This window comes from Enterobacter sp. C4G1 (assembly GCF_052886895.1).
Window position 1 is genome coordinate 2,166,526 of the sequence record NZ_JBQVVV010000001.1, and the last position, 24,257, is coordinate 2,190,782.

Consider the following 24,257-nt stretch of genomic DNA (forward strand, 5'->3'; position numbering starts at 1 on the left):
ATCATGGCTACTGCGGTATTAAACGTTAAGATTGATGAAGCGCTAAAAGAAAGACTTCGCCACTACGCAGAAGTGAATAATGAAAATTTAAGCGTGACCACAGAGAAACTGCTACAGCTGGCATTTGAAGCGGTAGAAGAGGTGGGAGTATCGGAAGAGGATATTGATAATCAGCATACGGAAGAAGAGAGTGTAACTCCTTTTACTCCTAAAGAAATCAAGGCTCTACGTAAACTTCTGAAGAAGAGAAAATGAAACAACAACTGTCAACTGCCAATGACTACAAAGAGGCCTGTGATTTGTTGCGTTCAGGCTATGTGAAGCATGTACGTCTTGGCTGGAATGTAGGTAGTGATGAGTTCTTTCGAATTGCGTCTGACTGGTGTGATACCGGCGCAAAAATAAAGAAAGAAGGAGAAAACTTCGTTATTTCTCTTAAGGGTTTCCCTATTCCTCCTCAGCACTAAGTACCATTCTGTGAAAACTGCTGACTGCATTCATTTCAGTCAGCAGTTTTTATTCTTAATTTCTCAGCGAAATTATCTGTGATAATAATCACGGGTTATTATGTAACCAGCGTAAATTTCAACCCCAGATTTAATCCTCATCACATTAAACAATGCTCCTTTTTATGGCAGGGGCCGCGGTTTTATTCAATGCCGTCCACAGCGGTTTGATTCTCATCAGCGCACTCTCAAGCTCTGCCGGGTCAAGCGTAAAGGGCATTCGTAAATAGCGGTCAAACGCCCCCGACAGGCCAAAGCGTGTTCCGGTACCCAGATTGATCCCCAGTGTTTCTGCCCGTGCGGCAAGCTGTGTTGCCTGCATTCCTGGTAGCTCCACCCAGTAAGAAAGCCCGCCTTCCGCGTCGTGGAAAGTCCATTCCGGGAAATGCTCGCGCAGCAATTCACTGCACCGCTTGCGGCGTTCGGCCAGCATTTGCCGCCGGGCCGGCAAAAACGTGTCGCTGTTTTCGATAAGCCACAGGGTTGCCAGTTGTTCCAGCACCGGTGAACCTAAATCCAGGGTATCGCGTGTCTGGGCGAGAGTGGCAATGGTCCGCGAAGACGCGCGGATCCAGCCCAGACGCAGGCCCCCCCAAAAACTTTTTCCTGCCGAGCCCAGGGTGATCACCGTTGCCTCTGGGTTAAATGAGGCCAGCGGCGGAGGCGGTGGAGAATCAAACCAGAGATCCACCATGGTTTCATCAACCACCAGCGTGGTGCGGGTCTGTGCGGCAATGTCAGTTATCGCTTTGCGGGTCGGGATGTCCATACAGCGCCCTGTCGGGTTATGGAAGTCCGGCATCAGGTAAGCCAGCCGTGGCGCGGTTTGTGCAAGCGTTGCGGCAAAACCGTCGGTATCCCAGCCCGTTTGTGGCAGGGAGACGCCTACCGGCCGACAAAGTGCCCCCTGGATAGCGGCGATGGCCAGCGGGTAGGTTGGATGATCAACCACGACGCGGTCGCCGGGGCCTGTCATCATGCGTAACACCAGCGCAAAGGCACTGACCGCACCGTTGACGACCATTACTTCGTCAGCACGGGTCGCCAGCCCGCGTGCGGTATAGCGTGCGGCAATGGCTTCCCGCAGGGCCAGCAATCCGGACTGATCGTAACCCGTTAGCGAGAGATACTGCGTAATGGCAGATAGCGCGTACGTATAGGCCTGGTGAATTTCCGGCCCGGCGTTGAGTGCCGCAGTGGAAAGATCCAGTGCTACGCTTGCCGCTGAAAGGGTGGGTACAGCCCGGGAATCAGGCAGGATCACCCGTGATCCACTGCCATGACGGCTCTCCAGATAGCCTTCGTCCCGCAGGCGGGCTAATGCGCTGCTGATGGTTGTACGGCTGACGTCCAGCGCAGAGGCCAGTTCACGCTCGCCCGGTAACCGGGTGTTGAGCGCCAGTCGACCATCAAGAATGAGCAGGCGTAAGGCATCTGCCAGCTGTCGCCAGAGCGGTGTACGGGATGTAGTTTGCTGCCAGTGGCCTAACAAGCGTACCAGTGACTGACTACCAAAACGACGAGATGACATATGCAGTCCACTATTTGAAAACTGGACATTAATCATAAGACCATTTTCGCCGAAGATGAAAGTCTGGTTCTTCAGAGAAGATAAAAATGTTACGTCGTCTGGTACAACTTTATGTCGGATTAGGGCTGTATGGCCTTTCAACCGCAATGTTTATTCGTTCTGATCTGGGTGTCGATCCGTGGGACGTTTTTCATCTTGGGGTGGCAATACAGTTGGGTATGAGCATTGGCACGGTGATTATTTTAATCGGCGCTGCGGTGCTGCTGCTATGGGTTCCGCTGCGCCAGTGGCCTGGGCTTGGCACGATAAGTAACGTCATTTGTATTGGTCTGGCTGCCGATGCGACAATGGCGCTGATCCCTGAGCTGACCTCACTGCCCCTGCGTATTGCTCTGCTGGTGGCGGGCATTGTGGTTAATGCGATAGCGACAGGGATGTATATTGGTGCCGGTTTTGGGCCAGGCCCACGCGATGGCCTGATGACAGGCATTCATGCCCGATTGGGTTGGTCTATCCGCAGTGTGCGTACGTCTATCGAGGTAGCGGTGTTGCTGATTGGCATTATGCTTGGCGGGTCGTTCGGTGTCGGTACGGTGCTGTATGCATTAACCATTGGCCCGCTGATCCAGATCTGCTTGCCCTGGTTTCGTCAGAAGCCGCAAGTGCAAAAGATACCTCAGCCTGAGCAAGTTGTTTGATTATGCGAAGCGCTCACAAGTATTAACGGCGTGGCTGTGCCAGAATAGCGGCATCTCTTGTCGCGATGTCAGAATGCATGAAAGCTATCACTCTCTATGACGTAGCCCTCCTCGCAGGGGTTTCTTATCAGACCGTTTCCCGCGTGATTAATGATGCGGAGCATGTCTCCGCCCGCACGCGGGAAAAGGTGCAGCAAGCCATGGCGGAACTGAACTATGTTCCCAACCGTGGCGCGCAACAGCTGGCGGGTAAACGCACCCGGACGCTGGGTTTGATTACGACCGATCTGGCACTTCACGCCCCTTCGCAAATTGCTTCTGCGGTAAAAACCCGCGCGGTGGAGAAGGGGGCGAGTGTGCTGATTTCTATGGTGGAACACCCACAACGCTGCCAGGCAGCAGTTCAGGAACTTCTGGCACAACGTGTTGAAGGGCTGCTGGTGAACGTGCCGCTGGAAGATGCTGAAGCCGAACAGCTAAAGGCACTGGCATCACCCGTGCCGGTGCTGTTTTTGGATGTTTCACCCTCAGCGCAGGTCAATAGCCTGGTCTTTGATGCGGCCCAGGGATCACAATTGGGGGCTGAACATCTTATCTCGTTGGGCCATCAGCGGGTTGCCCTGCTGAATGGGCCTGAGAGCTCTGTCTCTGCCAGAGCCCGCCGGGCCGGGTGGCTGGCTTCTCTGGCACAAGCCGGGCTTGAACCTGTCGGCGTAGTTTTCGGTGACTGGAGCGCCGCTTCCGGTTACGAAAAGGGGCATCAGCTTTTATCGGGCCCGGAGCTGCCGGAGGCTATTCTGGTGGCGAACGATCAGATGGCGTTAGGGGTTATGCGCGCCTGCGCGGAAAAAGGGATTGCTGTGCCCGGGCAGATCTCCGTTGTGGGTTTTGATGACACAACCGATAGCGCCTGGTTTTCTCCGCCACTGACCACGGTTCGTCAGGCATTTCGTGAGGCGGGCGAGCGCAGCGTTGAGTGGCTGCTGACCGCGTCTTCCAAAAACGAATGCTGGCAAGCACAACTTCCGGTGACCCTTATTACCCGTCACTCCAGCGCCCGCCGTACGTCACAGCAGGCGGATCGTGAAGAACTGGCCCGGCAGCTGAAAACACTGGCGCTCTTAGCTGAGCAATTAGCACGCGGATAAGACTTTTGTGATCTGACTCGCTTCGCCGCGATCGGACGCTTTACCGCAGGGTTTTGCCAGGGCATGTTGACATGAATTGTGAGCGCTTCGCATAGAGGGTAATATGTCAAACACATCGCCGCTGACACTCAGCGCACTTCTGGCTCGTCGGGACTGGGAAAATCCTGGTGTTACACAGTGGCACCGGCTGGCGGCCCATGCGCCGTTTCACAGCTGGCGTGATGAACAACACGCCAGAGATGACCGGCAACCCCTGAATAAGCGTTCTCTTAACGGGGAGTGGCGCTTCAACTTTTATGCCTTTCCAGAGCGTGTCCCGCAAGGATGGGTAGAAGAAGATTGCGACGACTCTGTTCCGATGCCTGTGCCGTCAAACTGGCAGATGCAGGGTTTCGATACCCCAATCTATACCAATGTCACTTATCCTTTTGCCGTTAACCCACCCTTTGTCCCGCAAGAAAACCCTACCGGTTGTTACTCGCTCACATTTGAGGTGGACGATGCATGGCTGCTGAGCGGGCAAACCCGCATTATTTTTGATGGGGTGAATTCAGCTTTTCATCTGTGGTGTAACGGCCACTGGATTGGCTATTCCCAGGACAGCCGTCTGCCCGCTGAATTTGATCTCTCGGCAGTGCTTCGCCCGGGCCTGAACCGCGTGGCAGTAATGGTGCTGCGCTGGTGCGACGGGAGCTATCTTGAAGATCAGGATATGTGGCGGATGAGCGGCATCTTCCGCGATGTGTCGTTGCTGCATAAACCGGAAACGCAGATTGCGGATTACCACGTTGTCACCGAATTAAATACCGAATTAGACCGGGCGCTGCTCAGGGTGGACGTTGCATTGGCGGGGAGCCAATACGCTGAGTGTGAGGTGGCGCTTACCCTGTGGCGAAACGATGAGCCGTGCGCCAGGGCAACCCAGCGTCCTGGCTCTGAGATTGTGGATGAGCGCGGTAACTGGGCCGAGCGCTTAACGGTGTCTATACCTGTTGTGGCGCCTGAATTATGGAGCGCCGAAATTCCGGCGCTGTATCGCCTGACGATTTCGCTGAGGGATGTGCAGGGGCGGGTCATCGAGTGCGAGGCCTGTGACGTGGGTTTCCGTCGTGTAGAGATAAGCAACGGCCTGCTTAAACTCAATGGCAAACCGCTATTGATCCGCGGCGCTAACCGTCATGAACATCACCCTGAAAACGGGCAGGTGATGGATGAAGCCACTATGCACCGCGACATCGAGTTGCTGAAGCAGCACAATTTTAACGCGGTGCGCTGTTCGCATTATCCCAACCATCCGCTGTGGTACACGCTTTGCGATCGCTACGGCCTGTACGTGGTAGATGAAGCCAACATTGAAACGCACGGCATGGTGCCGATGAGTCGTCTGGCTGACGATCCGCGCTGGTTGCCCGCCATGAGCGAACGCGTAACCCGTATGGTGCTGCGCGACCGTAATCATCCGTCAATTATCATCTGGTCACTCGGGAATGAATCTGGCCACGGTGCTAATCACGATGCGCTCTACCGCTGGCTGAAAACCACCGACCCGACTCGTCCGGTGCAATACGAAGGTGGTGGTGCAAATACCGCCGCAACCGACATTGTGTGCCCGATGTATGCGCGTGTTGATAAGGATCAGCCGTTCCCGGCCGTACCAAAATGGTCAATCAAGAAATGGATCGGGATGCCGGATGAAACGCGTCCGCTGATCTTGTGTGAATACGCTCATGCGATGGGCAACAGTTTCGGTGGCTTTGCAAAATACTGGCAGGCGTTTCGCAGCCATCCGCGTTTGCAGGGCGGGTTCGTCTGGGACTGGGTTGACCAGGCGCTGACGAAGAAAGACGAAAACGGCAATACGTTCTGGGCGTATGGCGGTGATTTTGGTGATAAACCGAATGACCGGCAGTTTTGCCTTAACGGACTGGTGTTCCCTGACCGCACGCCACACCCTGCACTGTATGAAGCCCAGCGCGCGCAGCAATTCTTCACCTTTAGCCTGGTCAGTACCTCGCCACTGGTGATTGAGATTAAAAGTGACTACCTGTTCCGCACCACCGATAACGAACAGCTGAAATGGACGATTACCCGGGGTGAAAATGTACTGGGAGCGGGCGGCATCACCCTGAACATGGCTCCGCAGGGGACACAGCGCGTAGAGATCGCCCTACCGGAGCTACAGGCTGCGCCGGGCGATGTCTGGTTAAATGTAGAGGTGTTCCAAACCCAAAGCACACCGTGGTCATCGGCACATCATCGCTGCGCCTGGGAGCAGTGGTCACTTCCCGCACCATTGTATGTGGCACCAGCCCCGCAGCCGGGTGTGACGCCGTTATTAACGGTGAAAGAGACGGTGCTGGACATTACCCATCAGCAGCAGCGCTGGCACTTTGACCGTGTTTCAGGGGATCTGGCGCAGTGGTGGAATGAAGGGGCTGAAACCCTGCTCTCCCCGCTAAAGGATAACTTTACCCGCGCACCGCTGGATAATGATATTGGCGTGAGTGAGGCAACCCGCATTGATCCTAATGCCTGGGTCGAACGCTGGAAAGCGGCGGGCATGTATGATTTGTCTGCCCGGTTATTGCAGTGTGACGGTGAACAGCATAGCGGCGATGTTGTTGTCAGCACCCTTCATGCCTGGGAACACCAGGGGAAAACGCTGTTCCTCAGCCGGAAAACCTGGCGGGTTGATAGCAACGGGGTATTGCACGGTGACGTGCTGGTGCAGGTTGCATCAGATATTCCTGAGCCTGCGCGTATCGGGCTGGATTGTCAGCTTGCCCAAACGCCAGAAATCGTTAGCTGGCAGGGGCTTGGGCCGCACGAAAACTACCCGGACCGAAAACTGGCGGCGCAACAGGGGCGCTGGGAATTACCGCTTGATGCCCTGCAAACTCCTTACATTTTCCCGACGGAGAATGGCCTGCGTTGCGATACCCGCGCGCTTGAATTTGGCGCTCATCAGTTCACCGGAGATTTCCACTTCTCCCTGAGCCGATACAGCCAGCGCCAGCTGCGTGATACCACACATCAGCATCTGCTGAGGGAAGAGCCGGGTTGCTGGTTAAATCTGGATGCCTTCCACATGGGCGTGGGGGGCGATGATTCGTGGAGTCCGAGCGTGTCGCCAGAATTTATCCTGCAAAACCGCCAGCTGCGCTACTCCTTTAGCTGGCAGCAAAAGACCCAGTAACACAAAAGATGCGGCCACGGTTTGTGGCCGCATGGCTCAGGCGAGGATCCCGGTTAACCCGTGGATGCTCATATACATTCCCACCACTGTTATCAGTGCCGCTGAGATCCACGGCGCTTTGCGTGAAAATTCACTGAATCCCGGCCAGCGTTTGGTGGCATGTTTAAGGCTCAGGGCGGCAATTGCACCTGAGGCAACCAGCGTTAACGCCAGACCAATACTGAAACTAAACACTAGCGTGGCGCCCAGCGCAAAATGCTTCAGTTGCAGGCAGATCAGCAGCACCGTAATGGAGGCCGGGCAGGGGATGAGTCCGCCAGTCAACCCGAACATGGCGATTTGCCCTGTCGTGACAGTCTGCCCATTAAAGCGGCGGTTTATGTCCTGGGCATGGGCGCGCTGGTGGGCGTCTTGCCACTCCTCATCAACCAGTTGATGTGTATGATCGTGGTGATCATGATGGTGGTCATGGTCATGGTCATGGTCATGGTCATGGTGGTGATCGTGATGATGATGTTCGTGGTGGTGATCGTGTGGCTGGCTCTCTTTCCAGGTTCGCCATGCCATCCATAACGCGATCATAATAATCATCACGCCTGAAATCAGCTGGAACCAGGGTTCAGAGGTATTTGCATCCCAGCCTCGGCCAAACCATAAGCCTGCCATCGCAATGATCCAGACTACCGCTGTATGGGAAAACGTTGCCGCCAGTCCCAGCAGGATCGCCTGTTTTAGCGTACCGCGGATCGCCACAATAAACGCGGCCATCATCGTTTTTGAGTGCCCTGGTTCCAGGCCATGCAGCGCACCCAGCAAAATTGCGCTCGGCACAAAAAGCCACGCGTTGCCTTGTTGCAGGAGTGAAGTGAAATCGTTCATTAAGAATACCGGGGAAGAAAAAGTGCTCTGATACTACTCCCCCCCAGTAGGTTAATACTACCCCCCAGTAGAAAAATACTCAGGGGGAGTAGAGCGTGTTATGCTTCAGTGGCAAAAAATGAGGGAGAGTAAGATGTCGCATACGGTTCGCCACAAGAAGATGTTATTGACCCGCCTGAAGAAAATTCAGGGGCAAAGTACCGCGCTGGAAAAAATGCTCAACAGCGATCATGAGTGTGCTGAGGTGCTTCAGCAGCTGGCGGCGATCCGTGGTGCGGTGAACGGCATGATGATGCAGGTGATCGAAGGGCACTTAACCGATCATGTGGTGAAAGAGCCCGAGGAAGATCAGCGCGAGGCCGATCTTGGCGTAGTTTTGCAGGTGATGAAATCCTATCTCAAATAGTGTGTTTCTCACGATTTCGCGAGGTTGTTTTCAGCCCAGAGAATAAATTCCTGTTTAGGGAGTGCCTTACTGTAAAACCACCCCTGCCCGAACTGAACGCCGTGGCTGCGCAGCCACGTGAGCTGCCCCTGCGTTTCAATACCTTCCGCCACCATCGCCAGATCAAGAGATTTCGCCATTTCAATGATGTGCGGCGTCACGTTTTTGTATTCCAGCGCATCGACGAAGGATTTATCAATTTTGAGCGTATCGACATCCAGATCCTGAAGATAGCTGAGACTGGAATAGCCGGTCCCAAAATCGTCAATGTAGATCGCGTGCCCGGCGCGACGGAATGCCGCAATGGCCGGCGCGCTGATTTTCGGATCGGCAAAGCCGCGCTCGGTCAGTTCAAGAGCAATTTGCTGCGGGTGAACCTGCCAGTGGTTTAGCAGTTGGCTTAACAGTGGCGGCAGTTTACCGGACGTTAAATCGGCGGGGGCAAGGTTTACTGAGATATGCAGATCGGAATGCTGCTGTAACCAGCTTCCCATATCCTCGAAGACTTTCTCGAAAACCAGCTGGGTTAATTGCGAAATAAGCCCGGTTTGTTCGGCCAGCGGTACAAAAATATCGGGTGAAAGGTGGGTTCCGTCCGGCTGTGGCCAGCGAGTCAGCGCCTCGGCGCCAACCAGTTTTCCACTGCCTAATGCGATTATCGGCTGATAGTGAACGACAAACTCACGGCTGTTAATGGCATCAAGCAGGCGATTCCTCGGCGACTGTATCCGGCGCAAAATACGCAGCACAAAAAGCGCTGCGATAAGGCTCACCAGAATGCCAAAAGGAAGCCAGAACAGAAGCTGCTGATGCCAGCTTTCATCGAGTGGTTTTAGCGTGGCCCAGGCGACAATGGTAAAGCCCAGATCGGGGACCGGCTTCGTGATATACATCGCGCCTTTATATTGCAAATGCGTCACGCCCCGGTTTTCCAGAAGTTCACGGACATGGGGATCAAGCGTGCTGCTGCTGGCAAAAACACTGTTTCTGGCATGGCCTATGAGTGCGGCATCAACAGGGAGTGCGCCAAAAGGAATCACATCGACCAGCGAGGCGGGATCGACCATAACCAGATAATGCCCGTGTCCCAGCGCGGCCATGTAGCGATTAAATCCGAGGTCGTTTTGCCGGGTCAACCATGCGTTATAGCCATCAGCAGTGATTCGCATCGGCGGCGGGAACGAAGAGGCGTTACTGGCTTGTTCAAGGGAAGAGCATAGCGGTTTCAGGTTTTCGAGATACATCACTTCCTGAATGTAGCGCGCAGAAAATGCCACCCGACGCATTTCCCGCATTTGTAGCGGACTACAGGGAACACCTTCGAAATTCTCTAACTCCTTCAGCACGTCCTTGGCCTGCTGAACAACTCTTTCTGTGCGGACCAGCACGCGTGATGAATAGCTGTCCAGCGCGTCGATAAATTCATGTTCCGCCTGGCGGTGGGCCAGCCAGACGCTGAGACAAATGGGAACGAGCACGGAAAAGATCAGAATACCGGTCACCAGGCTGACCAAATGTCGGGTTCTCATGCTGCTGTTTCCTTTCTCAGATGCCCGCTTCCGGGGCACAGAGTCTACTCGCCAGAGGATAAATATTTTATCGCGAAATGATATAGTTATAGCACGTGATGGGGTGGGATTTCAGTCCAGTGAAGGTGAATCAGAAAAAAACACTGCCAGGATGAAGCATTGCGGGGGGGGTTGTTTTTGCAGCATGACTCAGATAGTATTTTGTTATGTTATAACAAAACATAAGGGGGCTATGATGAAACCAGATATCCACCCAGCCTATCGCACCGTTGTTTTCCATGACACCAGTGCCAATGAATATTTTAAAGTCGGTTCAACTATCAAAACCGATCGCGAAATCGAACTCGATGGTGAAACATTCCCGTATATCACCATCGAGGTATCGTCAAAATCGCATCCGTACTACACCGGTAAGCAGAAGTCATTCTCAACCGAAGGCAGTGCGGCACGTTTCCGCCAGCGCTTTGGTGGCTTTCTTAGCGCTAAACGAGGCTAATCATGCAGGTACTTAACTCACTACGCAGTGCAAAACAGCGCCATCCCGATTGTCAGATAGTCAAACGCAAAGGGCGCCTGTACGTCATTTGTAAGTCCAACCCGCGTTTTAAAGCGGTGCAGGGACGTAAGAAAAAGCGTTAAAAACGTGTTTCGCGCCAACTTTCCAGGGATCTTATCTGCTTGCCATCGGCCGTAAAATTGTCGGTGGCAAGCCAGTTCTGAAAGGCGCAGTCCAGGGCCTGCCACTCTTTATCAATGATGGAAAACCAGTCGGTATCACGGTTATGGCCTTTCACTACCAGCGCCTGACGAAAACGACCTTCATACTGGAACCCCAGACGCAGCGCGGCACGACGTGAAGGTTCGTTCAGGCTATTGCATTTCCACTCGTAACGGCGGTATCCCAGCTCGTCAAACACGTAACGCATCAGCAGGTATTGCGCTTCTGTGGACAACGGCGTGCGGCTCATAAGCGGTGAAAAATGCACATGCCCGACTTCCACCACACCATTCTTAGGATCAATGCGCATCAGGGCCAGAGTGCCCACCGACGACTGCGTTTGATTGTCGATAACGGCGAAATGAATAGGGTCGGATAACGCACATACGCTGGCAATCCACTGAGAATATTCAGCAACCGTTGCATCGGGTTCACGTAATAACCAGGTCCAGCTGCGGGTGTCTTCAGCCTGCTGATAGGCAGCAAACAGCGCCGAGGCGTGCTCCACACGTAGCGGCTCAAGGCGGCAGTAACGGCCATTAAGTTCCACCCTGGCCGGATGCTGACGTGGCTGCCAGTCGACAAGTTCTTCCCCGATGGGTTGCCCAAACTGATTGAATGTATTCATGTTAATTTCCGTGGCGGTGTAAAGACATTCAGGTTAGGGAATAACTGGTTCCTTAAAAAGAACCACCAGGATATGTTTTGTTGGTACCACGGAGGAAAAATGAATATACCCGGCGATGAATTCTATACCCTGATTCTGGATACGCTGAAAAAGCGTGGGGCAGAAACGCTGCAACGTGCCCTCTATCTTGCTTTGCGGGAGGCTATTTTGCACGGACGGCTGCAGGCGGAATCGCGATTGCCAGGCTCTCGTGTCATTGCGCGGCAGCTCGGACTTTCACGCAACACGGTGAATGCCGCGCTGGAGCAGCTCACGCTTGAAGGCTATTTGTTGCGAAACCGGCAGGGTACGCGGGTAGCGCTGCTGGCAAAGCGTAATATTGCCCATCCATCACCCGAGCCTGCTGTCACGCTCGCAAAACGCGTTTCATTATTGCCTGCGCCTACGCCACGGGGAACGCCGGTTCCGGCCTTTACCCCGGGCACACCCGCGATTAACTATTTTCCACTGCCGTTATGGCGGCGTTTATACGACAGGGTATTGCGGGAAGAGGGCAGTGCCCTGTTGGGCTATGGCGATCCCGCAGGGGAGATGTCCTTGCGCGAGGCCATTGCCCGGCACCTTGCGTTATCGCGCGGGATCACCTGTGATGCCAGCCAGATTGTCATAACCGAAGGCGCGCTCGAAGGCGTTAATCTTTGTACGTTGCTTCTGAGCGAACCCGGGGATATCGCCTGGATTGAAGATCCCGGTTATGCAGGGGCAAAAAGTGCGTTCGCCAAAACGGGGCTCACGGTGGTCGGGATGCCCGTTGATGATGAAGGTATGTGCTGGGAGCAGCAGCAGTCAGACGCACCTTCACTCATTTTTACCTCACCCTCACACCAGTTTCCTTATGGTAGTGTGCTCAGCGCCCGTCGGCGTCTGGCGCTGCTGGAGCTGGCTCAGGCGCAAAAAGCGTGGATTGTGGAAGATGACTATGACAGCGAATTTCGCTACTGCGGTGAACCGGTTCCGGCTATGTCAGGAATGATAAAGCACGCGCCGGTGGTCTATCTGGGAACCTTCAGCAAAACACTTTTTCCCTCGCTTCGAATTGGTTTTATGGTGTTACCACCTGCGCTGGCGAAGGCGGCGCAGCCGGCAATCGGCGCATTATTGCGTGGCGGGCATCGCGCAGAACAGCGCACCCTGGCGTTGTTTATTGAAGAGGGGCATTATGCGCGGCACCTTGCGGCAATGCGTCGACTTTATCGCAAGCGATACAGACAGTTACGTGAGGTACTAAGCACGGAGCTTCATGTTGAACACCGCGTGCTGGCCGGTGAAGGCGGAATGCATCTGACGGTGGCTATTGACGGGATTGATGATAAAGCCATTGTGCAGCAGGCCAGAGCTTTTCAGCTGGCACCTGCTGCATTAAGCGGCTACTACCTTGATACCCATCAGGGACAAACCGGCCTGGTATTAGGGTACGGCAATACTTCGGCTTCTCAGTTCACATCCGGTATCCGGCGTTTACAAAACCTCATTACGCTGCAACAGGGCGGGATAGCGTAAAGACATCGTAGAACGAAAGCTCACCTTTGGTGGAGATCATTTTTTGCAGTTTCTCTTTTTCCCCGGCGTTTACGTCGGGGGAGTGGAGAATGCTGTCGATGAGCTCAGAGGGCACAAAGCGGGTGTTGTACCATTCGCCGTTATAGCAGACGCGAAAATCGAGAACGTCGATATCTTCGTAACGATAACGAGGATTAACGTCGAAGAAGAAGAACGCGTTAAACACCACAAACAACACAACCAAAAGCCAGACCGAATCCACCAGGGTTTCGGAACGCAGCATCACAATCAGCGTGGCAAGCCAGGCGGCGTACATCGCAACAAACAGACCCGGGTGTTTACGAATAAAGCTAATGCTAAAGCGCGGGCGATTGTCACGCTTTTCGCGAATGTTCAGGTCGTCGATGGTGGCGGTGAGCAGGCGCTGTATCTCTGTCATTTTTTGCCTTCATGAATTTTGAAAATACAGGGGATCTGCCTATTTTAGTGGAGCGGATAGGGTGAAAAAAGTAACAGTTATGCGGGGAAAGATCATAACAGTTACCCGACACACGCTTACAGCATTTTGATGATTTTGGCGGGATTACCACCGACGACCGCGTTGGCGGGGACATCTTTCGTGACAACGGCCCCAGAGGCCACCACCACATTATCACCAATCGTCACGCCGGGGTTTATCACCGCACGCCCGCCGATCCAGACGTTATTACCGATGGTCACCGGTTTACCGTATTCAACACCGCTGTTGCGCTCGATGGCATCTAGTGGATGTGTTGCCGTATAGATGTGAACGCCCGGCGCGAGCATACAGTTATCACCAATATGGATTGGGCAGACGTCGAGCATCACGCAATCAAAGTTAGCGTAAAACGCCGCGCCGAGGTAGATATTGTAGCCGTAATCACAGCGGAAACTTGGTTCAATATAGGCCCCTTCGCTTTGTCCCAACAACTCAGCCAGGATGGACTGGCGTTCGGCTTTGCCGTCTGGTGACGTGTGGTTATAACTATGAACTAGCTGGCGGGCACGCAAGCGATCGGCCCGTAATGTATCGTCACCGGGACGGTAGTGTTCACCTGCAATCATCTTTTGCTTTTCTTCACTCATGGGAGCCTCACTGGAAAAATCGATCACCTACAGGGTAATGATCATAAATCAGAATGGGAACGTTCCCGAAAAGGGAGTGTGATTACAGTCACAACATTATTGCGGATGAGCACATTTGTTAAGGGGGCCTGTCCGGCTCACAGGGTTAGTAATGCGAAAGGTGAATTCAGCTTAGAAAGTGGTGTTCAGTCTCAACGGTCAACATTTAGTGATTAACGGACAAACTTCCATACAGAAGAAGGGATTTTGTCATACAACTTATTCATGGTGAGTTCTGCAAGACGGTGGTCAGCCGCTGAATAAAATACAGCCAGTTCATTATCAGGAAGCTCGTATTTATTTTTTTCAATAACACGTTCGAGCGTGTCTATTGACTGACAACGTCGCAAACGCAGCAAATAATCGATTTTGGTTAATGGTTTATCAGACATAAATTCACCTTAGTCATTGTAATAATTTTAACAGGATAGGCTAACAGGGTTAGCTCTGCTCACGTTGACGAAGCAGCGGAATAAGCGGTTTCCCGATTTACGCCATTTTTGCAAATCCTGCGCGTTAATGCCGTAGCTGCTGAACAACATAAAGGTGTCATCCAGGTATTCGTCAATTTGCTCAATCAGTTTATTATCTTCATTGTACTTAATTTTATAATTAAGTGCGAAGGTCGCTATATGCTCTATCAACTCATTTAGCTGTAAATTGATGGCAGACGTTGGATCATTCACCCAGCCGTGGTTACTTTCATCAAGATTGGCAAGGCAGTCATGGTACAAGGATTCGCAGAGAAATTTCAACTGCGCGATATCATGCCTTTTTGGCGAGTACTCGTCCATAGCGCATCCCCTTCTGAGTGATTTCTTACTCACCGAACATCATTGTCGGGATGGATACAACATACTTAGCCGCAACGTGCTGTGTTCCTGATAACTCTAACTATAAGCCACTCCTTTCAAGATTTCACCGCGCTATTACGAAAAATTACAATTAAAAATCAGGTTTTCGAGCCTGCACGCAATAGCAAGGTTTATGTGTGGCGTTTTTAACTTTACCAGTGCTTGTTTTTTACCACATCCTTATGATTCATCGGGTTAGCATTTACCTTCAAATGAAGTCCAGATTCAGACTTTTTGCACTTTAGTGTACTGTACTAGGATTATTCCTAATAATCTACGAGGCGAAATGAAATTAAAAAAACCATAAGTTCGTCGATTAAGTTAACGGTTAAATATGATATGTCTTATTAAGATGACAGAAAATAAATAATCCGACAATAAGCGTAATTTATGATTTTTAGTGTGAAATGAAAAAGGCCGCTAATGCGGCCTTTTTATCGGTTGAAACCGGTATCAGTGATGTTCTACCGAGTGACTATGTTCAACATCTTCATTCTTACGGCTGAAGCGGCGACGAACCACCACGAAGAACACCGGTACGAAGAAGATAGCGAGAACGGTCGCGGTGACCATACCGCCCATTACACCGGTACCTACTGCGTTCTGCGCACCGGAGCCAGCACCAGAGCTGATAACCAGCGGCATAACGCCGAGGATAAACGCCAGAGACGTCATCAGGATTGGGCGCAGACGCATACGAACCGCGTCAAGCGTCGCCTCAATCAGGCCTTTGCCTTCTTTCTCCATCAGATCTTTGGCGAATTCCACGATAAGAATCGCGTTCTTCGCCGACAAGCCAATGGTTGTCAGCAGGCCCACCTGGAAGTAAACGTCGTTTGTCAGACCACGGAACGTTGCGGCAAGCAGTGCGCCGATAACCCCCAGTGGAACAACCAACATAACGGAGAACGGAATCGACCAGCTCTCATACAGCGCTGCCAGACACAAGAACACGACAATCAGTGAAATTGCGTACAGGGCAGGGGCCTGGTTACCGGACAGACGTTCCTGATAGGACATCCCCGTCCAGTCATAACCAATACCCGAAGGCAGCTTGCTGGCCAGTTGCTCCATCATTGCCATCGCTTCACCGGTACTCTTGCCTTCAGCTGCCTGACCGAGGATTTCCATCGATGGCAGACCGTTGTAACGCTCCAGACGTGGTGAACCGTATTCCCAGTGTGACGTAGAGAAGGCGGCGAAGGGTACCATCTGGCCGTTAGTGCCACGTACGTACCAGTTATTGATATCGTTCGGCAACATACGGTATTGCGCTTCAGACATGACGTACACTTTCTTCACACGACCACGGTCGATGAAGTCGTTGACGTAGCTTCCGCCCCAGGCAGCACCCAGCGTGGTATTGATGTCACTAATGGAAACACCCAATGCCTGCGCTTTCTCCTGATCGATATCGACCTTGAACTGCGGTGTATCTTCCAGACCGTTAGGACGCACACCGACCAGCAGATCAGGATGTTTAGCAATTTCACCAAACAGCTGGTTACGTGCCTGCGTCAGTTTTTCATGACCCAGACCACCCTGGTCAATCAACTGGAAGTCAAAGCCGGTAGCCGTACCCAGTTCAACAATCGCCGGCAGGTTAAAGGCGAAGACCATCGCATCTTTAATCTGCGAGAATGTCCCCATTGCACGACCAGTGATGGCTTCAACCTTGTTCTCCTTGCCCGGACGTTCTGACCAGTCTTTCAGAGAAACGAAGGCGATACCGGTGTTCTGACCACGACCCGCAAAGCCAAAGCCGTTAACCGCAAACACGGACTCAACGTTGTCTTTCTCTTTGGTGAGGTAGTAATCGGTCACTTCATCCAGCACTTTCTGGGTACGCTCTTGCGATGCACCCGCCGGAAGCTGCGCCATTGTCAGGAACACGCCCTGGTCTTCATCTGGCAGGAACGAGCTTGGCAGACGAACAAACAGATAAGCCATGCCCACCACGATGATGATATACAGCACCAGATAACGACCGGTACTGCGCAGAATGTTACCTACGCTGTCGGTGTAGTGGTGCGTGCTCTTATCAAACATGCGGTTAAACCAGCCGAAGAACCCTTTATGCTCGCCATGACCGCCTTTCTGAACGGGCTTCAGCATGGTGGCACAGAGGGCTGGCGTCAGAATCAACGCCACCAGTACTGACAGCGCCATCGCAGAAACGATGGTGATGGAGAACTGACGGTAGATAGCACCGGTGGAGCCACCGAAGAAGGCCATCGGGATAAATACTGCAGACAGCACCATCGCGATACCAACCAACGCGCCCTGGATTTGTCCCATTGATTTACGGGTTGCTTCCTTCGGCGGCAGACCTTCCTCCGCCATTACACGCTCGACGTTCTCTACCACGACAATGGCATCATCCACCAGCAAGCCGATGGCTAGCACCATCCCGAACATCGTTAGGGTGTTTATCGAGTAGCCAAATATCGACAGGATCGCAAAGGTCCCGAGCAAGACAACCGGCACGGCGATGGTTGGGATCAGCGTTGCGCGGAAGTTTTGCAGGAACAGGTACATTACCAGGAAGACCAGGATGATCGCCTCGACCAGCGTTTTAACCACTTCGTGAATCGAGATTTTTACGAACGGCGTGGTGTCGTACGGGTAAACGATCTTCAGACCTGACGGGAAGTACGGCTCCATCTTCTTAAGTTCTGCACGGATAGCTGTCGCTGTGTCCAGGGCGTTTGCACCGGTAGCCAGTTTAATACCCAGACCAGAAGCCGGTTTACCGTTAAACTTCGCCACGATGTCGTAGTTTTCGCCACCCAGTTCGACTTTCGCTACGTCACGCAGGCGAACCTGTGAACCATCCTGATTCACTTTCAGCAGAATTTTGCTGAATTCTTCCGCTGAGGTCAGTCGCGTTTGCGCGATGATAGATGCGTTAAGTTGCTGGCCTTTCACCGGTGGCGTACCACCTAACTGACCGGCTGCAACCTGGGCGTTCTGCGCTTTAATGGCGCTGATAACGTCTACAGGCGTTAACTGGAAGTTATTCAGTTTATTCGGGTCCATCCAGATACGCATTGCGTACTGAGAACCGAACAGCTGAACGTCACCCACACCAGAAGTACGGCTGATAGCATCCTTCATGTTGGCGCCCACGTAGTCGGAGATATCCTCCTGGGTCATGGTGCCGTTGGTGTTGATAACGCCGACAACCATCAGGAAGCTACTGGACGATTTCTCGACGCTCACGCCCTGCTGTTGTACTTCCTGTGGCAGCAGCGGCATAGCCAGCTGCAATTTGTTCTGTACCTGAACCTGCGCGATATCAGCATCAGTACCTGACTGGAAGGTCAGGGTGATCTGAACCGTACCGGTTGAGTCACTGTTTGAGGACATGTACATCAGGTTATCGATACCGTTCATATTCTGTTCGATAACCTGAGTAACGGTGTCCTGCACCGTTTTTGCATCAGCCCCAGGGTAGGTTGCGGTGATCGAAACGGCTGGTGGCGCAATCGTTGGATATTGCGCGACCGGCAGCTTCAGGATCGCCAGACCCCCTGCAAGCATGATGATAATGGCAATCACCCACGCAAATATGGGGCGATCGATAAAGAAATTAGGCATGTCTTAACGGCTCCTGTTTAAGTTAAGACTTGGTTTGTTCTGACTGACCGTCGGCTGCGGCTTTTTGTTGAGTGTCAGAAGCGACTTCCTGTGCTTTTACCTGTGCGCCAGGACGTACTTTTTGCAAACCAGTGACAATCACGCGATCGCCATCTTTCAGACCTTCCGTCACCAGCCATTTGTCGCCAATCGCCTGCGTTGCAGTGATATTGCGCGTTTCGACTTTGTCATCTGCACCCACAACCAGCGCGCTCGCATCGCCACGCGGCGTACGGGTCACACCCTGCTGAGGAACCAGAATTGCGGTTGGGTTAGTCCCTTCTTCCAGACGTGCGCGAACGAACATACCCGGTAAAAGGGTGTGGTCAGGGTTCGGGAAAATGGCACGCAGGGTGATGGAACCGGTGGTCTGATCAACGGTTACGTCGGAAAACTCAAGTGTACCCGCCTGTGGGAATTTAACGCCATCACTGGTGACCAGCTCTACTTTCGCCTTACCGTTTTCCTGCTTCAGCGTGCCGTTTGCCAGCTCTTGTTTAAGACGCAGGAAATCGTTACTGGATTGGGTAACGTCAACGTAGATAGGGTCAAGCTGCTGCACGGTGGCCAGCGCAGTGGTTTGCCCGTTCTGGACCAGCGCACCTTCCGTAACGGAAGACTTACCAATACGACCGCTAATAGGGGAGGTCACTTTGGTATAAGCCAGGTTGATACGTGCAGTTTCAACGGCAGCTTTAGCCGCGACGACGGCTGCATTGGTCTGTTGTGCATCGGCCAGGGCCGTATCGTAATCCTGTTGACTAATGTACTGAGTACCAAGCAATTTTTTGTAACGATTCAGCGTCAGCTGCGAAATTTTCGCTGCGGCTTCGGCTTTCGCCAGATCGCCTTTCGCGCTTTCGTAAGCGGCCTGATAGGTTGCCGGATCAATCTGATACAGAGAAACACCTGCTTCAACGTCACCACCTTCGGTGAAGTTACGTTTCAGGATGATACCGCTCACCTGAGGACGAACTTCGGCAACGCGGTAAGCGTTGGTACGACCGGGCAATTCTGTTGTTATCTGGAGAGGTTCGGACTTGAGCGTCACCACACCCACTTCTGGTGTCTGATGAGCGCCTTGTTGAGCCTGTTTCTCGTCACATCCTGTTAGCGCTAAGCTGCCTGAGAGCATCAGAACGACCGCCAGAGGCGTTAACCCTCTGTTTTTGTTCATATGTAAACCTCGAGTGTCCGATTTCAAATTGATCAAGGGTCCTAAGTCTAAAAACCCATTGCTGCGTTTATATTATCGTCATGCTATGGTACATACATTCATAAATGTATGTAAATCTGACTCCTGTAAATTCACTGACGCATGGCACGAAAAACCAAACAACAAGCGCTGGAAACTCGTCAACACATACTTGATGTGGCTATGCGTTTGTTCTCTCAGCAAGGTGTGTCTTCAACCTCACTGGCTCAGATTGCTCAGGCCGCTGGGGTGACGCGGGGAGCGATTTACTGGCATTTTAAAGACAAGTCAGATCTGTTTAGTGAAATCTGGGAGCTTTCAGAATCCAGCATTAGTGATCTAGAGACTGAGTATCGGGCAAAATTCCCCGACGATCCACTCTCAGTATTGAGAGAAATTTTAGTATATATCCTTGAAGCAACAGTCGTTGAAGAACGCCGCCGGTTAATGATGGAAATTATCTTCCACAAGTGCGAATTCGTTGGCGAAATGGCGGTTGTCCAGCAGGCGCAACGAAGTCTGAGTCTGGAAAGCTATGACCGTATAGAATATACGCTAAATCAATGTATTCAGGCAAAAATGTTACCTGCCAATTTGCTGACCCGCCGGGCAGCTATCCTGATGCGCGCCTACATTTCGGGCCTGATGGAAAACTGGCTTTTCTCTCCCCAGTCATTTGATTTGAAAAAAGAAGCGCGCGATTACGTCGTGATTTTCCTGGAGATGTGCCAGCTTAGCCCAACGCTTCGCGGTGAAACAACGTCCCTGCCGGCTTAAGCCATTCCAGGAATTCTCTCAGAGGTTACGGTTCGCGCTATTCTGCAAAACGCGGGCGTGATATCCTGCACGCCGGACTATTTTCGGTCATTCTCACACATCACACTCATGACTATGCTGCATTACAATCGCTCGCAACACTCTGTTTTTGCATTTATTTTTGTCATGCTGTTTTTCTTTGCGGCAACACCTGCTTCCTATGCTCGCGCAGATAACACCAATGACATTCCCACGCGCGCAGATGTTCAGTCGCAGCTCGATACCCTGAACAAGCAAAAAGATCTGTCGCCGCAAGACAAACTCGTCCAGCAGGATTTAACCGAAACGCTGGAAACGCTTGATAAAATTGAGCGCGTAAAAGCAGAAACAACCCAGCTTCGTCAGAAGGTTGCCCAGGCGCCGGACAATATGCGCAAGGCTACTGAGGCGTTGAATGCATTAAGCGACGTCGACAACGATGATGAAACCCGCAAAACGCTCTCGACGCTGTCGCTGCGTCAGCTTGAGTCTCGCGTAGCGGAGCTGCTGGACGACCTGCAAACCGGTCAGTCCGACCTGGCAACCTACAATAGCCAACTGGTGTCGCTGCAAACCCAGCCAGAGCGCGTGCAAAACGCGATGTATTCGGCATCTCAACAGCTACAGCAAATCCGTAACCGCCTGAATGGGACTACCGTTGGGGAAGGGGCTTTACGTCCCACGCAGCAGACGCTGCTGCTGTGCCAGCAGTCGCTTCTAAACGCGCAAATCGAACAGCAACGTAAGAGCCTGGAAGGCAATACCGTCTTGCAGGATACGCTGCAAAAACAACGCGATTACGTCACCGCAAACATAAACCGTCTTGAGCACCAGCTCCAGCTGTTGCAGGAGGCGGTAAACAGCAAGCGCCTGACGCTCACGGAAAAAACAGCGCAGGAGGCTGTTTCGCCAGACGAGACGGCCCGTATTCAGGCCAACCCACTGGTTAAACAGGAGCTGGACGTTAACCATCAGCTCAGCCAGCGCCTGATTCAGGCGACCGAAAGCGGTAACTCGCTGGTTCAGCAGAACATTAAAGTGAAAAACTGGCTGGATCGCGCGCTCCAGGCGGAACGTAATATTAAAGAACAGATTGCCGTACTAAAAGGCAGCCTGTTGTTATCACGCATTTTGTACCAGCAACAGCAGACGCTACCGTCCGCGGATGAGCTGGAAGACATGACCAACCGCATTGCCGATTTGCGTCTGGAGCAATTTGACGTAAACCAGCAGCGCGACACGCTTTTCCAGAGCGACACCTTTGTTGCCAAAGTGGAAGAGGGCCACTCCAGTGAAGTGAACCCTGAGGTTCACGACGCGTTGTTGCAGGTGGTGGATATGCGCCGCGAGCTGCTCGATCAGCTTAACAAGCAGCTTGGCAACCAGCTGATGATGGCAATTAACCTGCAAATCAATCAGCAGCAGTTAGTGAGTGTCTCTAAAAATCTTCAGGAAATCCTGACTCAGCAAATTTTCTGGGTAAACAGCAACAAGCCGATGGACTGGGACTGGATTAAATCCTTCCCTGAAACGCTGAAGGCGCAGATTAAGAGCATGAAAATCACCGTGAACTGGGAGAAAGCCTGGCCTGCGGTGATGATTGCTTTCCTGGCCGGTTTGCCGTTACTGCTGATCGCGGGGCTGATTCGCTGGCGTCTTGGCTGGCTGAAGCAATACCAGGCGAAGCTTGCTCAGGAAGTGGGGCAACTGCGCAACGACAGTCAGCTCCACACGCCAAAAGCGATCCTGATTGACCTGATCCGCGCCCTGCCGGTCTGCCTGCTGATCCTGGCGGCCGGGCTAATTCTCCTTACCATGCAGCTCAATATCAGCGATTTGCTGTGGGCCTTCAGTAAAAAACTGGCACTGTTCTGGCTGGTGTTTGGTGTGTGCTGGAAAGTGCTGGAAAAAGACGGCGTTGCTGTGCGCCACTTCAATATGCCTGAGAAACTGACCAGCCACTGGCGTCGTCAGATTGTGCGTATCAGCCTTGCGCTTTTACCGCTGCACTTCTGGTCGGTGGTTTCTGAGCTTTCTCCACTGCATCTGATGGATGATGTACTGGGTCAGTTGGTGATTCTGCTGAACCTGCTGCTGATTGCCGTTCTGATGTGGCCGATGTGCCGTGACAGCTGGCGCGATAAAGAGTCCCACAATATTCGTCTGGTCACCGTGACGGTACTGGCGATTATTCCGCTGGCGCTGATGGTGTTGACCGCAACGGGCTATTTCTATACCACGCTGCGCCTTTCCGGGCGCTGGATTGAAACCGTCTATCTGGTGATCGTCTGGAACCTGCTGTACCAGACAGTACTGCGTGGTCTGAGCGTGGCGGCTCGCCGTATTGCCTATCGTCGTGCGATCGCGCGTCGTCAGCATCAGGTGAAAGAGGGGGCTGAAGGCGCGGAACCACAGGAAGAGCCAACCATCGCCCTGGAGCAAGTCAACCAGCAGACGCTGCGTATTACCATGCTGGTCATGGTGTCGCTGTTCGGGGTGATGTTCTGGGCTATCTGGTCTGATTTAATCACTGTATTTGCGTATCTCGACAGCATCACCCTCTGGCAGTACAACGGTACTGAAGCCGGGGCCACGGTGATGAAAAGCGTCACAATGGGCAGCCTGCTCTTTGCGCTGGTATCGTCGATGGTCGCCTGGGCACTGATCCGAAACCTACCGGGGCTGCTCGAAGTACTGGTGCTGTCGCGCCTTAAGCTGCGTCAGGGGGCATCGTATGCCATTACCACAATCCTGAACTACGTGATCATTATTGTCGGCGCGATGACGGTTTTTGGCTCGCTTGGTGTTTCGTGGGACAAACTGCAATGGCTGGCCGCGGCGCTCTCGGTTGGTCTGGGCTTTGGCTTGCAGGAGATCTTCGGTAACTTCGTTTCTGGCCTGATTATCCTGTTCGAACGCCCGGTGCGCATTGGCGACACCGTGACTATCGGGACCTTCTCCGGGACGGTCAGTAAGATCCGAATTCGCGCCACTACGATAACAGACTTCGATCGTAAAGAGGTGATCATCCCGAACAAAGCTTTCGTGACCGAGCGCCTGATCAACTGGTCACTCTCCGATACGGTCACCCGCGTGGTGATCCGTCTGGGCGTGGCGTATGGATCGGATCTGGATAAAGTGAGAGAGGTTCTGCTGATGGCGGCATCTGAACACCCGAAAGTGATGCACGATCCGGCACCGTCGGTATTCTTCACCACCTTTGGCCCGAGCACGCTGGATCACGAACTGCGTTTATACGTGCGTGAACTGCGCGATCGCAGCTACACCGTGGATGAGCTGAACCGCTCTATCGATCGTCTGTGCCGTGAAAACGACATTAATATCGCCTTCAACCAGCTTGAGGTTCACCTGCGTAATGAAAAAGGTGACGAGCATACGGAAGTGAAGCGCGAGATTAAGGGTGACGATCCTACTCCGGCTTAATCTATTCTCCCTCTCCCTGTGGGTTGAGGAATCCCCACAAAAATACGAGCACGGACGGCTCCCTCTCCTTTTTGGGGAGAGGGCTGGGGTGAGGGGGAACATACGGCTCAGGTGGTCATTCCGTTCACTTTACGTTCCTTGCTACTCTGTCACCACAATACCGGTGAACGTGCCAGGGTAGCTCACCGCCGCTACCCTGGCAACCCGGGCTCCCGGCAAGAAAATCGTCGCTTCGCGATGCCCTCAGCGTTTGCTCCAGGCTAACCGGGGACGGGCGGATGAAACGTCCCTGTAAAGCCGCCCTCGCCGCGCATCCATGCGCGTCGCCCCGGCCTTCCGTAAACGC

21 protein-coding genes are annotated in these 24,257 nt (G+C 52.9%); 11 read left to right on the top strand and 10 right to left on the bottom strand.

Annotated features, from left to right (window positions below):
- The first annotated feature begins 3 nt into the window (after positions 1–3).
- Both ACT9TW_RS10385 and ACT9TW_RS10390 read left to right on the top strand, forming a co-directional pair.
- Positions 4–255 carry a hypothetical protein gene (locus tag ACT9TW_RS10385; protein ID WP_014069143.1) on the top strand — a complete coding sequence of 84 codons (252 nt, stop codon included), beginning with the start codon at positions 4–6 and terminating at the stop codon, positions 253–255.
- On the top strand, positions 252–467 hold the full coding sequence (locus tag ACT9TW_RS10390; RefSeq protein WP_014069144.1) for a hypothetical protein: 216 nt from the start codon (positions 252–254) through the stop codon (positions 465–467). The genes ACT9TW_RS10385 and ACT9TW_RS10390 overlap by 4 nt, the downstream gene beginning before the upstream one ends.
- A 145-nt stretch (positions 468–612) precedes the next feature.
- Here the strand turns inward: ACT9TW_RS10390 and yczR are convergent, their stop codons facing one another.
- Positions 613–2,037 carry a MocR-like transcription factor YczR gene (gene yczR, locus ACT9TW_RS10395; RefSeq protein WP_446492301.1) on the bottom strand — a complete coding sequence of 475 codons (1,425 nt, stop codon included), beginning with the start codon at positions 2,035–2,037 and terminating at the stop codon, positions 613–615.
- Between the two features lie 86 nt (positions 2,038–2,123).
- Between yczR and yczE the strand changes: the two genes are divergently transcribed.
- The 3 genes from yczE (at position 2,124) to ACT9TW_RS10410 (ending at position 7,079) form a co-directional block, all read left to right on the top strand.
- The gene (gene yczE / locus ACT9TW_RS10400) at positions 2,124–2,735 is read left to right on the top strand and encodes a membrane protein YczE (RefSeq protein WP_446492302.1); all 612 of its coding nucleotides are present in this window, start codon (positions 2,124–2,126) and stop codon (positions 2,733–2,735) included.
- Positions 2,736–2,812: 77 nt separating this feature from the next.
- The gene (locus tag ACT9TW_RS10405; RefSeq protein WP_446492303.1) at positions 2,813–3,883 is read left to right on the top strand and encodes a LacI family DNA-binding transcriptional regulator; all 1,071 of its coding nucleotides are present in this window, start codon (positions 2,813–2,815) and stop codon (positions 3,881–3,883) included.
- Positions 3,884–3,986: 103 nt separating this feature from the next.
- Positions 3,987–7,079, top strand: a complete 3,093-nt coding sequence (locus tag ACT9TW_RS10410) for a beta-galactosidase (protein WP_446492304.1) — start codon at positions 3,987–3,989, stop codon at positions 7,077–7,079.
- A 36-nt stretch (positions 7,080–7,115) separates the two neighbouring features.
- On the opposite strand, the gene ACT9TW_RS10415 is transcribed toward ACT9TW_RS10410, so the two are convergent.
- Positions 7,116–7,958, bottom strand: coding sequence for a nickel/cobalt efflux protein RcnA (locus ACT9TW_RS10415; protein ID WP_446492305.1), 843 nt, complete (start codon positions 7,956–7,958; stop codon positions 7,116–7,118).
- Positions 7,959–8,091: 133 nt separating this feature from the next.
- Between ACT9TW_RS10415 and ACT9TW_RS10420 the strand changes: the two genes are divergently transcribed.
- Positions 8,092–8,364: a metal/formaldehyde-sensitive transcriptional repressor gene (locus tag ACT9TW_RS10420; protein WP_446492306.1), complete on the top strand. Its 273-nt coding sequence runs from the start codon at positions 8,092–8,094 to the stop codon at positions 8,362–8,364.
- A gap of 8 nt (positions 8,365–8,372) precedes the next feature.
- On the opposite strand, the gene ACT9TW_RS10425 is transcribed toward ACT9TW_RS10420, so the two are convergent.
- On the bottom strand, positions 8,373–9,932 hold the full coding sequence (locus ACT9TW_RS10425; RefSeq protein ID WP_446492307.1) for an EAL domain-containing protein: 1,560 nt from the start codon (positions 9,930–9,932) through the stop codon (positions 8,373–8,375).
- 235 nt (positions 9,933–10,167) lie between these two features.
- Here ACT9TW_RS10425 and ACT9TW_RS10430 point away from each other — a divergent pair, with 235 nt between their 5' ends.
- Complete coding sequence (locus tag ACT9TW_RS10430) at positions 10,168–10,428, top strand: type B 50S ribosomal protein L31 (protein ID WP_182059855.1); 261 nt, start codon at positions 10,168–10,170, stop codon at positions 10,426–10,428.
- 2 nt (positions 10,429–10,430) lie between these two features.
- Positions 10,431–10,571, top strand: coding sequence for a type B 50S ribosomal protein L36 (ykgO, locus tag ACT9TW_RS10435; RefSeq protein WP_006818844.1), 141 nt, complete (start codon positions 10,431–10,433; stop codon positions 10,569–10,571).
- Here the strand turns inward: ykgO and ACT9TW_RS10440 are convergent.
- Positions 10,568–11,278, bottom strand: a complete 711-nt coding sequence (locus ACT9TW_RS10440) for a GNAT family N-acetyltransferase (RefSeq protein ID WP_446492308.1) — start codon at positions 11,276–11,278, stop codon at positions 10,568–10,570. The genes ykgO and ACT9TW_RS10440 overlap by 4 nt on opposite strands.
- A 99-nt stretch (positions 11,279–11,377) precedes the next feature.
- On the opposite strand from ACT9TW_RS10440, the gene pdxR reads away from it, so the two are divergent.
- Positions 11,378–12,838 (top strand): MocR-like pyridoxine biosynthesis transcription factor PdxR, encoded by a 1,461-nt coding sequence (pdxR, locus tag ACT9TW_RS10445; RefSeq protein ID WP_446492309.1) that lies wholly within the window; start codon positions 11,378–11,380, stop codon positions 12,836–12,838.
- Here pdxR and ACT9TW_RS10450 read toward each other — a convergent pair.
- The 6 genes from ACT9TW_RS10450 to acrA all read right to left on the bottom strand — a co-directional run bounded on the left by ACT9TW_RS10450 (position 12,810) and on the right by acrA (position 19,654).
- A complete protein-coding gene (locus tag ACT9TW_RS10450; protein ID WP_182059858.1) occupies positions 12,810–13,277 on the bottom strand; it encodes a YlaC family protein in 468 nt (155 codons plus the stop codon). The two genes, pdxR and ACT9TW_RS10450, sit on opposite strands and share 29 nt — an antisense overlap.
- A 116-nt stretch (positions 13,278–13,393) precedes the next feature.
- Complete coding sequence (gene maa / locus ACT9TW_RS10455; RefSeq protein WP_446492310.1) at positions 13,394–13,945, bottom strand: maltose O-acetyltransferase; 552 nt, start codon at positions 13,943–13,945, stop codon at positions 13,394–13,396.
- A gap of 212 nt (positions 13,946–14,157) precedes the next feature.
- Complete coding sequence (locus tag ACT9TW_RS10460) at positions 14,158–14,376, bottom strand: HHA domain-containing protein (protein WP_182059860.1); 219 nt, start codon at positions 14,374–14,376, stop codon at positions 14,158–14,160.
- Positions 14,377–14,403: 27 nt separating this feature from the next.
- Positions 14,404–14,778 carry an Hha toxicity modulator TomB gene (tomB, locus tag ACT9TW_RS10465; protein WP_008499288.1) on the bottom strand — a complete coding sequence of 125 codons (375 nt, stop codon included), beginning with the start codon at positions 14,776–14,778 and terminating at the stop codon, positions 14,404–14,406.
- A 513-nt stretch (positions 14,779–15,291) separates the two neighbouring features.
- Positions 15,292–18,438, bottom strand: a complete 3,147-nt coding sequence (acrB, locus tag ACT9TW_RS10470; protein WP_446492311.1) for a multidrug efflux RND transporter permease subunit AcrB — start codon at positions 18,436–18,438, stop codon at positions 15,292–15,294.
- 22 nt (positions 18,439–18,460) lie between these two features.
- Entirely contained in the window at positions 18,461–19,654 is a 1,194-nt protein-coding gene (acrA, locus tag ACT9TW_RS10475) for a multidrug efflux RND transporter periplasmic adaptor subunit AcrA (protein WP_259835034.1), read from the bottom strand.
- A 141-nt stretch (positions 19,655–19,795) separates the two neighbouring features.
- Here acrA and acrR point away from each other — a divergent pair, with 141 nt between their 5' ends.
- Both acrR and mscK read left to right on the top strand, forming a co-directional pair.
- A complete protein-coding gene (gene acrR, locus ACT9TW_RS10480; protein WP_182059863.1) occupies positions 19,796–20,449 on the top strand; it encodes a multidrug efflux transporter transcriptional repressor AcrR in 654 nt (217 codons plus the stop codon).
- Positions 20,450–20,563: 114 nt separating this feature from the next.
- Positions 20,564–23,911, top strand: a complete 3,348-nt coding sequence (gene mscK, locus ACT9TW_RS10485; protein ID WP_446492703.1) for a mechanosensitive channel MscK — start codon at positions 20,564–20,566, stop codon at positions 23,909–23,911.
- Positions 23,912–24,257: the final 346 nt, after the last annotated feature.